16 protein-coding genes are annotated in these 18,081 nt (G+C 69.8%); 6 read left to right on the top strand and 10 right to left on the bottom strand.

Going from position 1 to position 18,081, the window contains the following annotated elements; translation table 11 throughout:
• Positions 1-2 precede the first annotated feature (2 nt).
• Complete coding sequence (locus AB3X52_RS07170; protein ID WP_367992726.1) at positions 3-1,373, bottom strand: hypothetical protein; 1,371 nt, start codon at positions 1,371-1,373, stop codon at positions 3-5.
• Between the two features lie 200 nt (positions 1,374-1,573).
• Between AB3X52_RS07170 and AB3X52_RS07165 the strand changes: the two genes are divergently transcribed.
• Positions 1,574-1,930, top strand: a complete 357-nt coding sequence (locus AB3X52_RS07165) for a PadR family transcriptional regulator (protein ID WP_367992724.1) — start codon at positions 1,574-1,576, stop codon at positions 1,928-1,930.
• A complete protein-coding gene (locus tag AB3X52_RS07160; protein ID WP_367992722.1) occupies positions 1,930-3,258 on the top strand; it encodes a permease prefix domain 1-containing protein in 1,329 nt (442 codons plus the stop codon). Before AB3X52_RS07165 ends, AB3X52_RS07160 begins: the two co-directional genes overlap by 1 nt.
• A 162-nt stretch (positions 3,259-3,420) precedes the next feature.
• Here AB3X52_RS07160 and AB3X52_RS07155 read toward each other — a convergent pair whose 3' ends face one another.
• A complete protein-coding gene (locus AB3X52_RS07155) occupies positions 3,421-4,152 on the bottom strand; it encodes an IclR family transcriptional regulator (RefSeq protein ID WP_367992721.1) in 732 nt (243 codons plus the stop codon).
• Positions 4,153-4,277: 125 nt separating this feature from the next.
• Between AB3X52_RS07155 and AB3X52_RS07150 the strand changes: the two genes are divergently transcribed.
• The 4 genes from AB3X52_RS07150 (at position 4,278) to AB3X52_RS07135 (ending at position 9,300) form a co-directional block, all read left to right on the top strand.
• Complete coding sequence (locus tag AB3X52_RS07150; protein ID WP_367992719.1) at positions 4,278-5,675, top strand: SDR family oxidoreductase; 1,398 nt, start codon at positions 4,278-4,280, stop codon at positions 5,673-5,675.
• On the top strand, positions 5,668-6,453 hold the full coding sequence (locus tag AB3X52_RS07145) for an SDR family NAD(P)-dependent oxidoreductase (RefSeq protein WP_367992717.1): 786 nt from the start codon (positions 5,668-5,670) through the stop codon (positions 6,451-6,453). The genes AB3X52_RS07150 and AB3X52_RS07145 overlap by 8 nt, the downstream gene beginning before the upstream one ends.
• On the top strand, positions 6,450-7,874 hold the full coding sequence (locus AB3X52_RS07140; RefSeq protein WP_367992715.1) for an FAD-dependent oxidoreductase: 1,425 nt from the start codon (positions 6,450-6,452) through the stop codon (positions 7,872-7,874). The genes AB3X52_RS07145 and AB3X52_RS07140 overlap by 4 nt, the downstream gene beginning before the upstream one ends.
• Before the next feature lie 109 nt (positions 7,875-7,983).
• Positions 7,984-9,300, top strand: a complete 1,317-nt coding sequence (locus AB3X52_RS07135) for an MFS transporter (RefSeq protein WP_367992713.1) — start codon at positions 7,984-7,986, stop codon at positions 9,298-9,300.
• A 230-nt stretch (positions 9,301-9,530) separates the two neighbouring features.
• Here the strand turns inward: AB3X52_RS07135 and AB3X52_RS07130 are convergent, their stop codons facing one another.
• The 8 genes from AB3X52_RS07130 to AB3X52_RS07095 are packed head-to-tail and all read right to left on the bottom strand — an operon-like array spanning position 9,531 to position 18,066.
• Entirely contained in the window at positions 9,531-10,358 is an 828-nt protein-coding gene (locus AB3X52_RS07130; RefSeq protein WP_367992711.1) for a FadR/GntR family transcriptional regulator, read from the bottom strand.
• A complete protein-coding gene (nagA, locus tag AB3X52_RS07125; protein ID WP_367992709.1) occupies positions 10,355-11,524 on the bottom strand; it encodes an N-acetylglucosamine-6-phosphate deacetylase in 1,170 nt (389 codons plus the stop codon). Before nagA ends, AB3X52_RS07130 begins: the two co-directional genes overlap by 4 nt.
• On the bottom strand, positions 11,521-12,210 hold the full coding sequence (locus AB3X52_RS07120; RefSeq protein WP_367992707.1) for an N-acetylmannosamine-6-phosphate 2-epimerase: 690 nt from the start codon (positions 12,208-12,210) through the stop codon (positions 11,521-11,523). The genes nagA and AB3X52_RS07120 overlap by 4 nt, the downstream gene beginning before the upstream one ends.
• Positions 12,211-12,212: 2 nt before the next feature.
• Positions 12,213-13,160, bottom strand: a complete 948-nt coding sequence (locus tag AB3X52_RS07115) for an ROK family protein (RefSeq protein ID WP_367992705.1) — start codon at positions 13,158-13,160, stop codon at positions 12,213-12,215.
• Positions 13,157-14,098, bottom strand: coding sequence for a dihydrodipicolinate synthase family protein (locus AB3X52_RS07110; RefSeq protein WP_367992703.1), 942 nt, complete (start codon positions 14,096-14,098; stop codon positions 13,157-13,159). The genes AB3X52_RS07115 and AB3X52_RS07110 overlap by 4 nt, the downstream gene beginning before the upstream one ends.
• Positions 14,095-15,129: an oligopeptide/dipeptide ABC transporter ATP-binding protein gene (locus AB3X52_RS07105; protein WP_367992701.1), complete on the bottom strand. Its 1,035-nt coding sequence runs from the start codon at positions 15,127-15,129 to the stop codon at positions 14,095-14,097. The genes AB3X52_RS07110 and AB3X52_RS07105 overlap by 4 nt, the downstream gene beginning before the upstream one ends.
• A complete protein-coding gene (locus tag AB3X52_RS07100; protein ID WP_367992698.1) occupies positions 15,122-17,107 on the bottom strand; it encodes a dipeptide/oligopeptide/nickel ABC transporter permease/ATP-binding protein in 1,986 nt (661 codons plus the stop codon). The genes AB3X52_RS07105 and AB3X52_RS07100 overlap by 8 nt, the downstream gene beginning before the upstream one ends.
• Entirely contained in the window at positions 17,107-18,066 is a 960-nt protein-coding gene (locus tag AB3X52_RS07095; protein WP_367992696.1) for an ABC transporter permease, read from the bottom strand. Before AB3X52_RS07095 ends, AB3X52_RS07100 begins: the two co-directional genes overlap by 1 nt.
• Between the last annotated feature and the right edge of the window lie 15 nt (positions 18,067-18,081).

Here is an 18,081-nt window from a genome sequence, read left to right as displayed (position 1 = left end):
GCTCAGTCGTTAGCGCGGTAGGTGGTCCGTGCCCACTCGTGGTAAGGCGCCGGGGCGATGGTCGCCTTGATCCGAACCTGACGGTGCGTGGCGTCGACGCTGGCCTTCTGCGACACCGGATTCTCGCCCCAGACGATCTCGACTTCGTCGCCGTTCTGCAGCGCGACGTCGAGCGTGGCCAGTGAGAGGTAGTGCTGGTCGTATGCGATGTAGCCGGCGTCGGTCGAGATTCCGACGCGCGCGCCGTCCTTGAGGACCTCGTCCATTTGGTAGAAGCCGTAGCGGGCCTTCGGGAAGTCGAGCCACTTCGCGGGCGACCCTGGGACGAGCTGCGACCGGAGCACCTCGGCGACGTCGTCGGAGTTCCAAATGAGCGTGACCTTCCGCCGTTGCGGCGCCGCGGCATGCCGCTCAAGCGCGTCGCGGCCGTGGAAGTCGTGGTCGAACTTCACCGAGCGGCCGAGTCCGAGGTCGAATGGCGTCATGTAGTAGTCATGGACCTCGGTCGAGTACAGCGACCCGCCGATCGAGCCGATCCGCTCCGCCGGGAGCCAATCGCGGTAGTCGGCGAAGTCGTCGTCGAAGACCGCCGGGAAGGGCGTAGGCACCCAGCCCGACTCGAGCGGGGTCGCGGAATACGCCTTGGCGCCGATCCGGCGGATGCCGAAGTCGGCACCGGCATCAAGGATCGCGGAGCGCACGTCCTCGCCTTCGGCGTAGGGACCATAGAACTCGAAGCCGGGCTGGCCGGCCATGCCATGGCGGAGCCCTTGGAGTCGGTGCCCGGCGATCTCGAAGTCCCCGATGTGGAAGAACTTCAGGTCCGGGGTTGCGCGACCGATCAGCTTCTCCATGATGGCGTCGGCGCGAGGTCCCTGGAGCTGGTAGCGGTAGAACGTCGGGTCCTCGCCGCGCATGTGCGAGTTTGCCTCGAGCCGGTAGTCGGCGTCCTTGCCGGCCGCCTTCGCCTGCTCGAGGTTGTAGCGGACCCAGTCGATGAGAATGTGATGCCCGATGAGGACGAGCCCTTCGGGACCCGCGTGGTTGTAGAACAAGATCCCGTCGCCGATGAGGTAGCCGTCGGCGTTCACCGAGATGAGCTGCTTTGCGACGCCGACCCGGAAGTTCGCGAAGGTGTTGGGCGAGATCGCCTCGATCGTCGCGACCACATCGGCGCCGGTCATGAACAGCTGCGTCATGTGGTGCGACTGGTCCATGAGCGCGGCTGAGGTGTTCCAGGACCGCTCCTCGTCGCGCCAGTTCGTGAACTCCGGAGCAACCGGAAACGTGAAGGCGGGCCAGTTCTGGTTCCGGAGGAGTTCGATGGGGTTTCCGACACGGGCGATCGCCTGGGAGAGGGACTCAGTCATCATCGGCCTTTCTGTGTGATGGCCGTCATACAAACACCGCGGCCCGCACCCAGCGTTGGAAGGTTCCGTTCAATGGAACCGTGAAGCGCGGGCTGCGAGCACCAAGTGATGTCTGACCCGCCGCGTGTCCGTGGTGGCGAGGCGAGACATACCTCGAAGTGCTAGGTATTATCCCTTGTAGACCTAGGGATATGGAGCGACCCGTGCACATCGACAAGGATCTCGTCGCCGCGTCGGCGACACCGCTGGTCCTCGCCATCCTCGGTGAGGGTGATTCCTATGGATACGCGATCCTCAAGCGGATCCGGGAACTGTCGGGCGGTCACCTCTCCTGGACCGACGGGATGCTCTATCCGCTGCTGCATCGCCTCGAGCGGCAAGGGTTGGTGACGGCATCGTGGGACACGGTCGAGGGCCGCAAGCGCAAGCACTACGCGCTGACGGCCGCCGGTGGAGACGCGCTGGCCGAACGGCGCCAGCAGTGGCAGGTCGTGGCCGAGGCCCTCGATCGGGTCTGGCGCGATGTCGTGCCGCCCGCCACCGCAGGAGGGATGGCCTGATGGGCGCCACCACCGACGCTCGCGTCGACGAGTGGCGCCGCTACGTGCAGCGCAGGGCGGCGATCGCCGCCTCCGACGTCGACGAGATGGAGGCGCACCTGCGCGACCAGGTCGATGACCTGGTCGCGGTGGGCCTCGACGAGGACGAGGCCTTCCTCGTCGCGGTGAAGCGCCTGGGCAACGTCGACGCGCTCTCGCAGGAGTTCGCCCGCGAGCACGCCGACCGGCTGTGGAAGCAGCACGTGGCGAGCTCGCCTGCGGACGGCGAGAGGGCGCCCGAGTTCGGCGTCGTACTTCTGCTGGGGGTCCTTGCGGCGCTCGCGGTCCGTGTCGGCATCGCCGTACTCTCCGACCAGACGGTCGTGGGAAATGCTCCGTTGCTGGTGCTGCCCTTCCTGGGCGGCTACTTCGCCTGGAAGCGGCGCGTCTCCGTCACCGTCGCCTTGACCGGCCTCGTCGCCGTGGCCGCGCTTGCGGTGGTGCTGAACGCCTACCCGTTCGACGGCTTCAAGGGCACTCACGTGCTGGCCCTGGTGCACGCGCCGGTCCTGCTGTGGTGCCTGGTGGGTGTCGCGTACGGCGGCGGGCGCTGGCGCTCGCGCCGACGCCGGATGGACTTCGTGCGCTTCACCGGCGAGTGGGTGATCTACTACGCGCTGCTCGCGCTGGGCGGCATGGCACTCACCGGACTGACCGCCGCGGCGTTCGTGGCGCTCGGCCTGGAGCCGGACGCCGCGCTCGCGGAGTGGATCGTGCCCATGGGCGCCGCGGGCGCGGTGCTGGTCGCGGCGTGGCTGGTGGAGGCCAAGCAGAGCATCATCGAGAACATGGCACCGGTGCTCACCCGGGTGTTCACGCCGCTGACCGTCGTGCTGCTCGTGGCGCTCTTCGTGGGGCTCGTGGGCGGCGGCGACCTGAGCGCCGTCGACCGGCAGCTGCTGATGGTGATGGACCTGGTGCTGGTGCTCGTGGTGGGCCTGGTCCTCTACGCCGTCTCCGCCCGTGACCCGCTGGCGCCGCCGGGCTGGTTCGATCGGCTGCAGCTCCTGCTGGTGGTGTGCGCGCTGGCGGTCGACGCGGTCGTCCTGGTCGCCATGGTGGTCCGCATCGCCGACGCAGGACTCACCGCGAACAAGGTCGCCGCGCTGGGACTCAACCTCGTCCTGCTCGTCAACCTGCTGCGCAGCCTGCAGCTCTCGACCGCGTTCGTGCGGGGCCGGCGACCGTTCGACGCGCTCGAACGCTGGCAGACCGGCTACCTTCCCGTCTACGCCGCCTGGGCGGCCGTGGTCGTCATCGCCCTGCCGCCCCTCTTCCACTGGGCCTGACAACTCGACGCACGTCACAGACTCCGACGACCGGCACGGACAGAACCGCGTTGTTCGTCAACGCACCGCTCTCGGCGCAGGCTGACGCGCGGTCCCTGGCGCCGGGTATCCGTCGGCCGCGGACAAGGTCGCACGCAGGCGGTGGAGCGGGTCCCTGCCGGGCTAATGCAGCTCGTGCGCCAGCCGATCGGCGGCGGCGCGGACGGTGTTCGCCAACCGGGCCTCGTCGTCGAGCTCGAAGACCGAGACGCCGACGCTCATCGCGGGAGAGGCGCGTCGCGGGACCGCTGCCGAGAGCCCGTAGACCGACGGGATGATCTCCGAGAACGTCCGGGCATAGCCACGGGTCCTGGTCTCGGTGACCTCGTCGCGGTCGTCCGGCGCGGCGGGACGTGTGGCGAGGATGGCCAACCCGGCCGAGCCGCGGTGGATGCTGTCGAGCTGGCCGGCGCGGAAGGCGATGTGCACCGAGGCATGTCTCGGCTCGACCACGAGGAGGGCACGGACGTGGTCCGGATCCTCCTGGACGACGAGATGGGCGGTGGCGCCGGCCGCGTCGGCGAGCTCCTCGAGCACGGGGAGCGCAACGCTGCGTAGGTCGCGTGCGACGGGTTCTGCCAGGGGCACCAGGCCGGGTCCGGGATGGAACCGCTTGGCGCTGTCGCGGCGCACGAGGCGGTGGGCCTCGAGAGTGCGCAGCAGTCGGTGGGCCACCGTGCGGTGAACACCGGCCGCCTCGGCGACGGCGCCGACGGGAAGCCCACTGGGCGTGGCGCTGAGGATCTCCAGGATCACGAGTCCGGAGTGAAGGGTCTTCGACATGCCCGCGTCGAGAGTGACCGCCTCGTCGGGCCTCGGGCGGAACCGCTCGGCGGCGTGCCCTGCTGCTGGCATGCGATTTTCCCTCCTTGGTGATCGGGCTCACCCGAAGCCCTTGACGACCGAATTGTGACGTGTCTAACGTGACGCCCGACTTTAGCACGTGATGTCCGATTATCGCACTAACGAGAGGGTGGCTCATGGCGACGCAACAGCCGTTCGGCGGCGTAGATCAGATGACCGCGGTCGTCGTCGCGGCGGCGTACGCGCGCCAGTCCCGGCTGATCGACAGCGGGGAGGCTCGCGGGTGGGCGGCGACCTTCACCGCTGACGGCGTCTTCGACTCCCCGTCCTACCCCGAGCCCGTCATCGGCACAGAGGCCCTCGAGCGGTTTGCCCGGGAGTACGCCGACCGGGCGCGCGCCACGGGCGTCGTGATGCGCCACGTAGTCAGCAACCTTGAGGCGCTGGCCGGTCCCGATCCGGCCCGCCTCATGGTGCTGGGCTACCTGCAGATCGTCGCCACGCCACGCGGTAAGGACAGCCGGCTCGTGCGCTTCACGACCATCGAGGACGACCTGGTCCGCGACGAACGGGCCCCATCCGGCTGGCTCATCGCCCGTCGCGTCGTCCGTCGCGACGACGCCGGCCCCGAGGTGGTCCTTCGCGTCGGCCACCGACCAGCACTCTCGTTCCCGAACCACACAACCGCAGCACCCGAAGACCAGGAGATCGCACCACACATGAGCACCGTCACAAGCCCCGCCGCCCGGTCCGCCCTGAACGGGAGCGACCATCCAGGCCGCGTCCAGGGAGCCCCGATGGAGGTCGTCCACCCCGACCTCGCCGGCAAGGTCGCCGTCGTGACCGGAGCCGGACGTGGCATGGGCGCACGGTTCGCCGCAGCACTCGGCCGGCGCGGCGTGCACGTCGTCGGCGCGGACATCGACTCCGAGCTGATGTCGGGCACGGCGAGCGCCCTCGCCGAGGAGATCGAGCAGGTCGCGGGTGCCGGCGAGATCGTCGGGACCACCGTCGATGTCCGGGACCGGGAGGCGCAGCAGCGCCTGGCCGAGCTCGCGGTCCAGCGCTTCGGCCAGATCGACCTGTGGATCAACAACGCCGGGATCTTCCCCGAGGCGCCGGCCGCCGACATTCCCGTCTCGCAGATGCAGGCCACGCTCTCCATCAACGTGGAGGGCGTCCTTTACGGCGCCCAGGCGGCCGCCTCGGTGATGAAGCCCGGCTCCGCCATCGTCAACATGGCCTCGGTCGCCGCCGTACGGGTGCGCCGCGGCCGCGCGGCGTACTGCTCGTCGAAGGCCGCGGTCGCGCACCTCACCGAATGCCTCGCCGTCGAGTTCGGCGACCTCGGGATCCGGGTCAATGCCATCGCGCCGGGCTTCGTCGACACCGAGATGACCCGCTGGGTCCAGGACGACCCCGAAGCGCTCGCCCGCGCGCTCGACAGCGTGCCGCTGCACCGGCTGGGTTCGCCGGAGGAGATCGTCGGGCCGATGCTCTTCCTGCTGTCCGAGAGCGCCCGCTACGTGACGGGCCACATCCTCGCCGTCGACGCCGGATCGCGCCATGTCTGAGACCACCACCGTTCCCAGGGTCGTGCTGGTCACGGGCGCCGCCTCGGGGATGGGCGCGGGCCACGCCCGAGCGCTCGCCGCGGCCGGTTGGCGGGTCGCGCTGGCAGACGTCAGCGATCCCGGTCCCGTCGTCGCGGAGATCGAGGCCGCCGGTGGGCAGGCGTCGCGGCACGTGCTCGACGTCACCGAGCCCGAGCAGTGGACGAAGACGATCGACGAGGTCACGGCGGCGTACGGCGCGCTCCACGGGCTGGTCAACAATGCCGGCATCTCCCGCCGAATGCGGTTCATGGACACCTCAGAAGAGGTGTGGCGTCAGGTTCTGGCGATCAACCTCGACGGGCCGTTCTACGGCATCCGCGCCGCGGCACCGCTGATGCGTGAAAGCGGCGGCGGCTCAATCGTCAACATCTCCTCGATCTCCGGCCAGATCGGCTACTTCTCGCCGTCCTACTCCACCTCCAAGTGGGGCCTGCGTGGTCTGACGAAGTCGGCGGCCGGCGAGCTCGCCGGCTGGGGCATCCGCGTCAACTCGGTCCACCCCGGCCTGGTCGAGACGCCGCTGCTCGCCGGCGCGGACGGGTTTGTCGAGAGCGCCGTGGCGAGCGTCCCGCTGGGCCGGATGGCGAGGCCGGAGGAGATCACCGCCGTGGTCCGCTTCCTGCTCGAGGACGCCTCGTCCTACATGTCCGGGTCCGAGCTCACGGTCGACGGCGCGCTGGTATCCAACGGCCTCTACCACCGCATCCTCACCGAGATGGAGGGAGAACTGTCATGAGCGAGCCCGAGTACGACGTCGTGGTGATCGGCGCGGGAGGCGCCGGGCTGGCCGCGGCCGTCTCGGCGGCAGAACGCGGCGCGTCGGTGATCGTCTTCGAGTCCGAGGGCGAGATCGGCGGCTCCACCCAGCTCTCGGCCGGCATGTTCACCGCCGCCGCGACCAGCGTCCAGAAGGCGCTCGGGATCGACGACTCCGTCGACCGCTTCTTCCAGCACTACATGGACCTCAATCAGTGGCAGCTCAAGCCCGGACTGGTCAGGCGCTTCTGCGAGCTGTCCGGGCCGACGCTCGAGTGGATCCTCGAGCTGGGGGCGGAGATCCCCGCCCAGATCTCGACGAACGCCCACATGCCGGGGCTCACCCGCGCCGGCGTCGAGGACGTGTGGCGCGCGCACGTGCCCAAGGACCAGGGCTACGGCCTCGTGCAGGTCCTCGACAGGGCACGCCGTTCCCACGGGGTCGAGATCGTGTTGCATACCCGGGTCGAGCGGCTGCTGGTCGAGGACGGCCGCGTGAGCGGTGTCGTGGCCGATGGCGTCGAGCTCACTGCCGGCGCCGTCGTGGTCGCCACCGGCGGGCTCGCGCAGGACCCCGATCTCGTCGGTCGCTGGTTCCCGCGGGCTCTGGACGCCGGTGACTCGCTCTTCGTCGTCGCCGCCCCGGGTTCGCGGGGCGATCATCTCGGCTTCGGCGACCAGGTCGACGCCTCGGTCGCCGGCGACGGCTGGGGGCTGCTTCTGCCGACCGCCGAGTTCGTGCGCTACCACCACTGGCAGGCCGGCTTCCCGCCGGTCTCCCGGGTCCATGTCAACGGAGCCGGTCGGCGCTTCATGGACGAGGACGCCTCCTACGCCGTCTCGGGCGGCGAGATCCAGCTCCAGCAGGAGCTCCACGGCAAGCCGGTGTGGATGGTCTTCGACGAGCGTGCGCGCCGAGCGCTGCCGGAGGGGTACGCCGACTGGACGCCCGCCCGGGTTCTCGAGCACGTGGCCAGCGGTGCGGCGGTGGTCGCAGACTCCGTGGCGCAGCTGGCGGACCGGATCGGGGTGCCCGCCGACGTACTCGTCACGACCGTCGGCCGGTGGAACGACCAGCTCCCGGCAGGCAGCGACGTCGACTTCGAGCGCGATCGCACCCTCGCCGCCAAGGGGGTCACCGACTCGCCGGCGCCGATCGCCGAGCCGCCGTTCTATGCCACCAGACTCATCCCCGCCGAGCTGGTGTGCACCCACACCGGGCTCGAGGTCGACACCAACGCGGCCGTCCTGGACCTGCATGGACGGCCCGTGCCCGGCCTCTTCGCCGCCGGGGAAGCGGGTGCGGGGATCCTCGGCACCCGGTACGTCGGCGGCGGCAACGCCGTCGCCAACGCCCTGACCATCGGGCGTCTGGCGGGTCAGTCCGCCGCGGGGAGATAGCGCCCACGAGGCACGCGTGCATCCCCGATCCGAGAACGCGGCCGGCGTCCGCCGCACCGCCTGAACCAGGTATCAGCCCTGCCTCGGGGCAGACTCTTCAGGAGAACCCATGACCACCATCGCCCATGGCACCGGCGCCATCAGCGAGGACCACGTCCTCGCAAAGGTCCGCCGATCGGTGCTTCCGATCGTCTTTCTGCTCTACATGTTCAACTACATGGACCGAGCGAACATCGGCTACGCCCAGCTCAAGATGTCGACCGCCCTCGGCATCGACCTCGCCACCTTCGGCACCATCTCGGCGATCTTCTTCATCGCCTATGTCGTCTTCGAGATCCCGAGCAACATCATCATGAAGAAGGTCGGGGCGCGGCTCTGGCTGGCCCGGATCGGGGTCAGCTGGGGCATCGTGACGATCGCGACCGGCTTCGTGCAGAACACCACCCAGCTCTACATTGCCCGCATCGTCCTCGGGATCTGCGAGGCCGGTCTCTTCCCGGGTCTGCTGCTCTACCTGACCTTCTGGTTCCGCAAGCAGGAACGCAGCCGCGGGATCGCGGGGATGTCGCTGGCCCAGCCCGTCGCGCTGATCGTCGGCTCCATCACCGGCGGCTGGATCCTCGACCACATCGGCTGGTTCGGCCTCAGCTCCTGGCGCTGGGTCTTCGTGCTCCAGGGCCTGCCGCCGATCGTCATCGGGCTCTGGGTGCTGTTCTTCCTCGCCGACCGGCCCGCCAAGGCCAGGTGGCTCGCGCCCGCGGAGCGGACCTGGCTCGAGGCCGAGATCACCCGTGAGTACCGCGCCGAGGACGAGGGCAGCATGGAGATCGAGCTCGCCGCACTGAAGGATCCGAAGATCCTCTACCTCGCCTTCATCAACCTGCTCTACGCGGTCGGTCTCTACGGCATGACGTTCTTCCTGCCGCAGGTCGTGAAGCAGCTGCACAGCGGCTACTCGGCGACGAACATCGGACTCGTCGGCGCGATCCCCTACATCTTCGGTGCCATCGCGATGCTCCTCATCGCCCGCAGCTCCGACACTCGGGGAGACCGCAAGGTGATCGTGATGGCGCTGCTGTCGGTCGCGGTGCTGGGTCTGGTCATCACGATGGCCATGCGGCACCACCCGAACGTCGCACTCGTCGGGCTGTGCCTGCTCGCCATCGGGGTCTTCGGCTACCTCGGCCCGTTCTGGGCGCTGGCCAGCGAGGCACTCCCGCGCGCCCAGACCGCCGTCGGTCTCGCGGTGATCAACGCGATCGCCGCCGGTGGCGGCTTCTTCGGCCCGTACTTCATCGGCAAGACCTCCAAGGCCGACGACGTCACCTTCGGGCTTCTCTTCCCGGCGGTCTGCATGGCTATCGCAGTCGTCCTGCTGATCTTCGTCCGTCCCGTGCGCGATGAAGAGCTCCCGGCTGCAGCTTGAGCGCCCACCTGACGACGGCGGCTCCGGACATCCGTCCGTGAGCCGCCGTCGTCGTGCGCCTGTGTCTCCGCGCGTGCTCGCCCAGATGCGCTGACCGACCTGTTCGGTCAGCCGCGCTGCCTTGGCCTGACGACAGTAGTGATCTCCGTGGCCCTGCCGGACGCAGTGACGTTGACGGGTCTCCTCGTCTGACGCGGTCGTCCCGACGAAGCTGGGCGCGTTGGTGGCGTTCAGCCGCGGATGCGCTCGCGGATCCCGACGAAATGGTCGTGGATCGCTCGGGCGGCGCGGTCGGCATCACGGTCCGCGACGGCTGCGTAGATGGCGGCGTGGATGTCGTAGATGTCGTCGGGGTCCAGTCCGCTCGGCGGCAGCTCGTCCGCCAGCTCGTGGTAGACGTCCCAGAAGACACGCAGCAGCTGACTGGTCAGTTGATTCTCCAACGGCGCGAAGAGCTGTTCATGGAAGGCTCGATCGGCATCATCACCGGCCTGGCCCTGTCCGGCCACCTCCTTGAGCTCCGCCAGTCGCAGGCGCAGCTCCCGCAGGTCGTCCTCGCCGATCACGCTGATCAGCTGACCCACGAGTCCCGCCTCCAGGGCTTCACGCAGGTCGACGATCTCGTAGACGTCGTGACGGTCGCCCCGCAGGGACCGGCGGCCGCGGAAGATCAGAGCTTCGGAGAAGGGAGTGAGCGAGCAGGTGCCGACGTACGTTCCGAACCCGTGCCTGATCTCCACCAGGTCGATCGCTTGCAGGGCCTTGAGCGCCTCGCGCACCGAGTTCCGACTGACCCCGAGCCGATCGACCAGCTCGGCCTCTGTCGGCATGGGGTCCCCGGCGGCCAGTCCCTCAGTTAGGATGAGCTCCTTGATCTGGTCAAGGATGTCCTGCTGAGCCTGCCGCGAGCGGGTGGCCGGGATACGACGGGCGGCCCCCTGAACACTCATCTGAACCTCGCTCTGCTGGGTGGGTGCGGATCCGATGTTCTCAGAATCGGCAAGACGCCTGCTACGCAACGCGTTGTGTCGGGACCGTCGCCGCGCCGGCGTGGTCATGAGCGCCTCTCTTCGTTCCACGACCCGTCGGACATCACCTTGCGCACGCGGAGGTCCTCGCCCAGAAGGACGAGATCTGCCCGAAGGCCTGGCTCGATCGCGCCGGTCCGCCCCGTCAGGTCCACCACTGCGGCCGGGTTGCCGGAAGCCGCGCGCGACGCGGAGACGATGTCGGTTCCGTCGTGGACAGCCCGGCGTACGGCGTCATCGAGCGTGAGCACGCTGCCCGCCAGAGCCCCGCTGGAGCGCAACCGGGCCTCGCCGTCGCGCATCTCGACGTCGAGACCTCCGAGCAGGTAGCGGCCGGGGGCGGCGCCGGCCGCCGAGATCGCGTCGGTGACCCAGACCAGCCGCTCGGTCCCCCGAGCCAGCACCTCGGTGACCACGGCCGGGTGGACATGGACGCCGTCGTTGATGACCTCACACCAGGCATCGCTGTCCAAGGCCGCCAGGACCGGTCCCGGTTCACGGTGGTGGACGGGACGCATGCCGTTGTACAGATGGGTCGCCAAGGTGGCGCCACGGTCGAAGGCCGCGCGCGCTTCGTCATAGGTCGCGTCGGTGTGTCCGACGGCGACCACGATGCCGATGGCCAGCAGGTCGTCGATGAGGTCGAGCGCGCCGGGGAGCTCAGGTGCGATGGTGACGCACCTCAGGTGGCCCCGTGCCGCGTCGACCAGTTGCGAGAGGACGTCGTGATCGGGTCGGAGCAGGTGGTCGGGATGCTGGGCGCCGCAGCGGCTGGGGGCGAGGAAAGGGCCCTCGAGATGCGCGCCGAGCACATGGGGGTCGCGTTCGGCCAGGTCGGCGACCCACGACAGCTGCTCGCACAACGACTGGACCGGAGCAGTCACCAGCGAGATCAAGGTGGCGGCGGTTCCGTGACCGCGATGGAACTCGACCGCTGCGGCCATGGCATCGGGAGACGCGGTCACGTCGTGCCCGCCGCCCCCGTGCATGTGCAGGTCGACGAAGCCGGGCAGCAGCCATCCTCCGGCCAGGTCGTGGACAACGCCGTCGGGCAGCGGTCCCGTGCCGACGGCGGCGATGTGTCGGCCGGAGGTCTGCACCCATCCTGCTGGCAGCACGCCGCTGGGTGTGACGACCCGGGCGCCGACCAACACCGTGCCGGTCAGGTCGTCGTGAATCGAGGCCGGCGCCGTCACTGCTGCAACGCCTCCGCGAATCGAGCGGTGATCCAGGCGGGATCGGTGATCGCGGTACCGACGACGACCGTCGTGGCGCCGGCGACCACCGCCCGGGCCACGTCTGAGGGCTGGTGATAGCGGCCTTCGGCGACGATGACCGCCCCGGGGAGGGCGTGTCGGAGCGCGCCGACCAACGCCAGGTCCGGTTCTGTCTGGGTGAGGCTGTGGGGGGTGTAGCCGGACAAGGTCGTCGCGATGACGTCGGCCCCGGCGTGCGCGGCCGCGAGACCTTCGTCGAGGGTCGACACGTCCGCCATCACGAGGGCACCCGCCTCGTGGACCGCGGCGACCGTGTCAGCGAAGTCGCGGCCGTCCGGACGCGGACGCTGGGTCGCGTCCACGGCCACGACCGCCGCGCCGGCCGCTACGACGGCGAGCGCCGCCGCGACCGTCGGCGTGATGTAGACGCCTTCAGTGCCGTCCTTGGTCAATCCGACGACGGGGACGTCGACGGCTTCCGCGACAGCCCGGACATCGGGTACGCCGCCCACGCCGCCGCAGCGGATCGCGGCGGCGCCACCGGCCACCGCGGCGTGCGCCATCCGTACGACGGTCGCGGTGTCGCGCAGCGCATGCCCCGCCGGTGCCTGGCACGAGACGATGAGTCGTCCCCGCACGGCGCGCACGAAGTCATCGAGCGTCATCATCACACGGCCTCCGTTCTCGCAAGCCGGTCCGTGGCGAGCAGTGCGGCGCCGACGAGCGGTGCGTCGGTCCCCAACTCCGCCACGACGACATCGACGTCCGCCAGCGACGGGAGGACCTCGGCACGCAGCGCTTCGGCGAGGGGGTCGAGCAGCGGGGGACCGATCCGTGCGGCCCCGCCGCCGACGACGACGCGCTCGACGTCGAAGGCAGTGACCAGTCCGGCGATGGCCCGCCCGAGGGTGACGGCGGCCGCCCTGATCGTCGTAGCGGCCGCCGTGTCGCGGTCGCGCAGTCGGCTCGCGACGGTGATCAGGTCCAGAGCGTGATCGCCGGTGAGCTCTGCGTACCGTGCCGTGATCGCCGGCCCGCTCGCGACGGCCTCGAGATGGTCGGTTCGCCCACAGCCACAGGCGATCGCGCCGCGTTCCGGCACGAGGAGGTGCGCGATCTCGCCTGCCGTGCCGTGCCGCCCCGAGACGATGATGCCGTCGCGCGCGAATGCGCCTCCCACCCCGGTGCCGAGCGAGACGAACAGGACGTCACTGGCGCCCCGGGCGGCACCGAACGACAGCTCGCCGCGCGCCATCGCCCGCACATCGTTGTCGACCGCGACCGGCAAGCCGAGACGGCGCTCGAGCTCGGCGCGGACCGCCGTCCCGGTCCATCCGGGGAGGATTCCGGTGGCTGACACGACGACGCCACGTCGGGTGTCGACGACGCCGGGCGAGCCGATCCCGACGGCACGGATCGGAGCCTCGCCGGCCGGCGTCGCACGGACGAGCTCGTCGATCAGGGCGGCCACGGCGTCGAGCACCGGAGCGCCCCCGCCGCGGGGAGTGGCCCGAAGCCGACGGTCGACGACGCGGGCCGACGAGTCGACCCGCGCCGCGGCGATCTTGGTGCCGCCGATGTCGACCGCCGCCGCGGACCAGGGCTGGTCTGTCACAGCAGACCGGCTTCGATGAGGTGCGCGCGCACGAACGCGATCTCGGCGTCGTCGAGTGGGATCTGCGGGGGAGCCGTTGCGGCGCACGCGATGACGCCCCGCAGCTTGAGCGCCGCCTTGAATGCGCCGAGAGCGGATGAGCCGCGGCCCATCCGCGTGGACGGCGCGGCGTCGACCAGGCGCATCAGTCGCAGCAGCCGCTCCTGCTGCGTGCGCGCGGTCACCCAGTCACCGTCGCGGCAGGTCCGCAACAGCTGCACGTAGCCCTCCGGGTCGACATTGGCCAGACCCGGGACGGCCCCGTCGACGCCCATGGCGAGCGCCGCGTCGACCGTCGTCTCCGAACCGGTGAGCACACTGAACCCGGCAACGTCGGCACCCCTGTCGGCGCGCTGGACGAGCAGGTTGCGGAGCCCGGCGTCGTCACCCGAGGAGTCCTTGACCCCACACAGCACGCCGTCAGCGGCCAGATCGAGCAGCATGGCGCCGTCGAGCTTGGAGTGCACCGAGACCGGCAGGTCGTAGGCGAAGATCGGGAGGTCCACCGCGTCGTGCAGGAGCCGGAAGTGCCGCGCGATCTCCGCCGGGTGCGTGCGGGTGTAGAACGGCGCGGTCGCCACCATCGCATCGACGCCGATCTTGGCGGCCGTCTCGGCGTGCTCGATGACGCGCGGGGTGGTCATGTCGATGACGCCGGCCAGGACGGGCACTCGACCAGAGACCGATTCGACCACCGTCTCGGCGACCTGGGCGCGCTGCTCGGCGGTCAGGAAGGCGACCTCGCTCGTGGAACCGAGGACGAACAGCCCGTCCACACCGGCTCCGACCAGATGCTCGACCAGACGCCGAAGGGATGCCACGTCGACGCCGAGCTCAGGGGTCAGCGGTGTACAGACCGGCGGGATGATGCCGGTGAACCGGGGACGGGGGGTCTTCACATCTTCTCCTGACTGATGGGGGTTGCAAGATCGGCGTCGTCGAGGACGGGGTGATAGCAGCGGAACTCGTGCAGTGGCGTACTCAGATCGGCCTCGAAGGGCGGCATGGTCACGGCGCACTGCTCGCTCGCCCGCCAGCATCGAGTGCGGAAGGGGCAGCCGCTGGGCGGATGGACGGCCGAGGGGACCGGACCCTCGAGCGTGATCGGAGTCGTGTCGTGCAACAGGCTGGGCGTCGCCGAGAGGAGCGCGCGTGAGTACGGATGGCGGGTGCCCGTGATGACGGCCGGGGCGGGGGTGACCTCCACGATCCGGCCCAGGTACATCGTGATGATCCGGTCGGCCATTCGCCGTACCGTGGCGATGTCGTGGGAGACGAAGACCGTCGCCAGCCCGAGCCGCTCATTCAGGTCGAGCAGCAGGTTGAGGATCTGCGCTCGTACGGAGACATCGAGGGCAGAGGTCGGCTCATCTGCGACGAGCACGGCGGGCTCGAGCGCGAGGGCACGGGCGATCGCGACGCGCTGGCGCTGGCCGCCGGAGAGCTGGCTGGGCAAGAGATCGGCCACGCTCGCGGGCAGACCGACCAGTGACATCAGCTCCCGAACCCGTTCCTGTCGCGCCGCGGCGTTGCCATGGCGATGGACATCGAGAGGATCACGCAGGATCGCCCGCACGGGCAGCCGCGGATTGAGTGCGGTGGAGGAGTCCTGGAAGACCATGCCGACCGTCGACCCGATCACACGGCTGCGAGCTCGGCCGGTCAGGCCGGCGAGATCCGTGCCGTTCACCGCCACCGTCCCGCTCGTCGGCCGCTGGAGACCGATGAGCACCCGAGCCAGCGTGGACTTCCCGCATCCGGACTCACCCACCACGCCGACCGTCTCGCCCGGCGCGACAGCGAGACTGACGCCCGTCAGGGCGTGGACACGGTCGCGGGAGAGCAGCGAGCCGCCGCGGGCCGGGAGTCGTACGTCGACGTCGCGGACCTCGAGCACCGGTGTTGACGTCTCGGATCGTGGGTCAGGCATGGTGCGCCGCCTCCAGGTCGGCGTCCGCCGACGCGATGCCGGCGGGATGGTGGCACGCGAATGCGTGATGGTCGGCAGAACCTCGGAGAGGAGGCGTCGTGGTCACGCAGATCGCTGTCGCTGCCGGGCACCGGTCCGAGAACCGGCATCCGGCGGGGAAGTCGGCGGGGGAGGGCACGACGCCGCGCACCTGGCTGAGCCGTTCGTGGGCCGCCTCGAGGGAGAGCACCGAGGCCAGCAGACCGCGGGCGTAGTGGTGCTCCGGACTCGCCAGCAACTGGGGTGTCGCACCACACTCGGCCACCTGTCCGCCGTACATCACCACGACCCGGTCGGTGATCTCCGAGACCAACGCAAGGTCGTGGGAGACGAAGATCAGCGAGAAGCCGAGCTCCTCCCGCAGCCGCAGCAGGAGCGCGACCACCTGCGCCTGCACAGTCACGTCGAGTGCCGTGGTGGGTTCGTCGGCGATGATCAGCCGCGGGCTGCGCGAGAGCGCCATCGCGATCACGACACGCTGCCGCTGGCCGCCGGAGAGCTCATGGGGATAGGACCTCAGCGTCCGGGACGCGTTGAGCCCGACCAGCTCGAGCAGCTCGGCAGGACTGCTGGTGCCGCCACGACGGGTGAGCTGGCGCAACTGCGCCCCGATCGTCATCGCCGGATTGAGCGCGGAGAGGGCGTCCTGGTACACCATCGCGATATCGCGGCCCATCAGCCGGCTCCGGTCGCGGCGCGACATCGTGAACAGTTCGGTGCCATCGAAGCGGGCCTTGCCGGTGATCCTGGCTCCGGCCGGCTGCAACCCGGCGAGGGTGAGCGCGGTCAGGGATTTGCCGCACCCCGACTCGCCGACCAGCCCGAGCACCTCCCCGGGCCGTACGTCGAAGCTCACGCCGTCCACGATGTCGATGCCCTCATGGCGGTCCGGGAAGCCGATGCGCAGATCGCGAACGCTGAGCAGCGGCTCACCCGACGGCAGCGGACGAGCTCGCGAGGCGAGGCGCGCGGACGCCTCGGCGAGGCCCGGAAGGGCAGCGACCTGCCCGCTCCCGGGCCGGGCGGCCTCGAGGGGGTCGGCCGCCACGGCCTTCGCCGCGCTCACGCCACGACGCGTCGCGGGCGCGGCGAACACGTCGGAGATGCCCTCGGAGAGCATGTTGAGCGCCAGGACGGTCACCAGGATGACCAGGCCCGGGAAGAAGGTTGCCCACCAGCCGTGGCTGGCGAGCAACTGCTGGCCGTAGGCGATCACGCTGCCCCACGAGGAATCGGCGTCCTGCCCCTGCAGCCCCGCGCCGATGAACGACATCGAGGCCTCGAAGACGATGGCGTTGGCCACCATCACGGTGGCGAACACCAGGATCGGCGCGGCGCAGTTGCGGATCACATGGCGGAGCAGGATGTGCATCCGCCGGGCGCCGATGACGTGCTCGGCCGCGACATAGTCCTCGCCGTACTGCGCCTGGACGTTGGCTCGCACGATGCGGGCCATCTGCGGCATGAAGACGAACGCGATGGCGAGCACGAGGACGAGCAGGTTGTCCTTGCCGTAGGCGATCACCAGAACGGCCGCCAGCACGATGGTGGGGAAGGCCATCACCACGTCGAGCAGGCGCATGATCACCTCGTCGACCATCTTGCGGCTGGTGGCCGCCACCGCACCGAGCACGCCTCCTGCGACGAGCGCCAGCGCCGAGGCGCCGAATCCCACGATCAGGGAACGTCGGGTGCCGGCGACCATCCGCGAGAAGACATCGCGGCCGAGACGGTCCACTCCGAACCAGTAGCTTCCGCTGGGGCCCTGCGTGGGCGGTGCCTCGGCGACGTGGCTTGGATCCTTGGTCAGCAGCAGGGGAGCGAAGATGCCGACGAGGACGACCAGCGTCATGAACAGCAGGCCCAGTCTCGCGGTCACGGGCAGTCGGCGCAGCGGACTGATCACAGCCGCGATGCGCGCGAAGCGACGTCGTGTCATCAGTGACCTCCTCGCAGTCTCGGGTTGATGACCAGGTAGAGCACGTCGACGAGGAAGTTGACGACGATGAAGCCCAGCGCGATGACGATGACCACGCCCCGGGCGAGTCCGGCGTCGTTCTGGGTCACCGCCGACATGATCTGGGTGCCCATCCCCGGGAGGGAGAAGATCGCCTCGATGATGACCGCGCCACCGATGAGGTAGCCGATCTGGAGGCCGAGGGCCGTGAGCGGGGTGACCATGGCGTTGCGCAGCACGTTGCGGCCGATCACCACCTGCGGCGGGAGACCGGCCCCGATCGCGGTCCGGACGTAGTCCTTGTCCAGCTCCTCGACCATCGATGTGCGCACCACGCGGGCCAGGGCGCATCCGACGGGTACGCCCAGAGCGATCGCCGGCAGCACCATCGACATGAACCAGCCGTGGAGGGAGGTCGAGGGGGCGACGTACCGGCCACTCGGGAACGGGCCACCGCCGACCGCGGAGAGCCGCTGGATCAGCAGGATCGCCAACCAGAACGACGGCATCGCGATGCCGGCGATCGACACCACGCGCGTCAGCTGGTCGGGCCACCGGTTGCGGTAGAGCGCTCCCACCATGCCGAGCGCCAGTGCCACCACGAGCGCACCGACGACGCCGAGAGCGGTCAGCTGGAGAGTGATCGGCAAGGCGCTCGAGATGATCTGGGAGATCGGTTTGTTGAGCGCGTAGGTGGTGCCCATATCGCCGTGCAGCAAGTCTCCGAGATAGGTGACGTAGCGGACGAGCAGCGGACGGTCGAGCCCGTGCGCGTGGTTGAACGCGCTGATCTGGGCGGTGGTCGCGTGGTCACCGAGGGCCGCGATGGCCGCGCTGTTCGGCGACAGCGCGAGCACCACGAAGATGAACAAGATGATGCCGAGCATCAGCGGGACCAGCGTGAGCAGGCGCCGCAGGATGAGGCTGGCGATGAGGCGCACTCGGCCCTCCTTCAA

It is taken from the genome of Nocardioides eburneus (assembly GCF_040838215.1).
Lineage (GTDB): Bacteria > Actinomycetota > Actinomycetes > Propionibacteriales > Nocardioidaceae > Nocardioides > Nocardioides eburneus.
This window is presented reverse-complemented; position numbering and strand designations above follow the sequence as displayed.

Excerpts from the sequence above, each read along its gene's own strand:
- AB3X52_RS07170 (WP_367992726.1), bottom strand. The coding sequence starts at position 1,373 with ATGATGACTGAGTCCCTCTCCCAGGCGATCGCCCGTGTCGGAAACCCC.
- AB3X52_RS07160 (WP_367992722.1), top strand. The coding sequence starts at position 1,930 with ATGGGCGCCACCACCGACGCTCGCGTCGACGAGTGGCGCCGCTACGTG.
- AB3X52_RS07155 (WP_367992721.1), bottom strand. The coding sequence starts at position 4,152 with ATGCCAGCAGCAGGGCACGCCGCCGAGCGGTTCCGCCCGAGGCCCGAC.
- AB3X52_RS07150 (WP_367992719.1), top strand. The coding sequence starts at position 4,278 with ATGGCGACGCAACAGCCGTTCGGCGGCGTAGATCAGATGACCGCGGTC.
- AB3X52_RS07145 (WP_367992717.1), top strand. The coding sequence starts at position 5,668 with ATGTCTGAGACCACCACCGTTCCCAGGGTCGTGCTGGTCACGGGCGCC.
- AB3X52_RS07140 (WP_367992715.1), top strand. The coding sequence starts at position 6,450 with ATGAGCGAGCCCGAGTACGACGTCGTGGTGATCGGCGCGGGAGGCGCC.
- AB3X52_RS07135 (WP_367992713.1), top strand. The coding sequence starts at position 7,984 with ATGACCACCATCGCCCATGGCACCGGCGCCATCAGCGAGGACCACGTC.
- AB3X52_RS07130 (WP_367992711.1), bottom strand. The coding sequence starts at position 10,358 with ATGACCACGCCGGCGCGGCGACGGTCCCGACACAACGCGTTGCGTAGC.
- AB3X52_RS07120 (WP_367992707.1), bottom strand. The coding sequence starts at position 12,210 with ATGACGCTCGATGACTTCGTGCGCGCCGTGCGGGGACGACTCATCGTC.
- AB3X52_RS07105 (WP_367992701.1), bottom strand. The coding sequence starts at position 15,129 with ATGCCTGACCCACGATCCGAGACGTCAACACCGGTGCTCGAGGTCCGC.
- AB3X52_RS07100 (WP_367992698.1), bottom strand. The coding sequence starts at position 17,107 with ATGACACGACGTCGCTTCGCGCGCATCGCGGCTGTGATCAGTCCGCTG.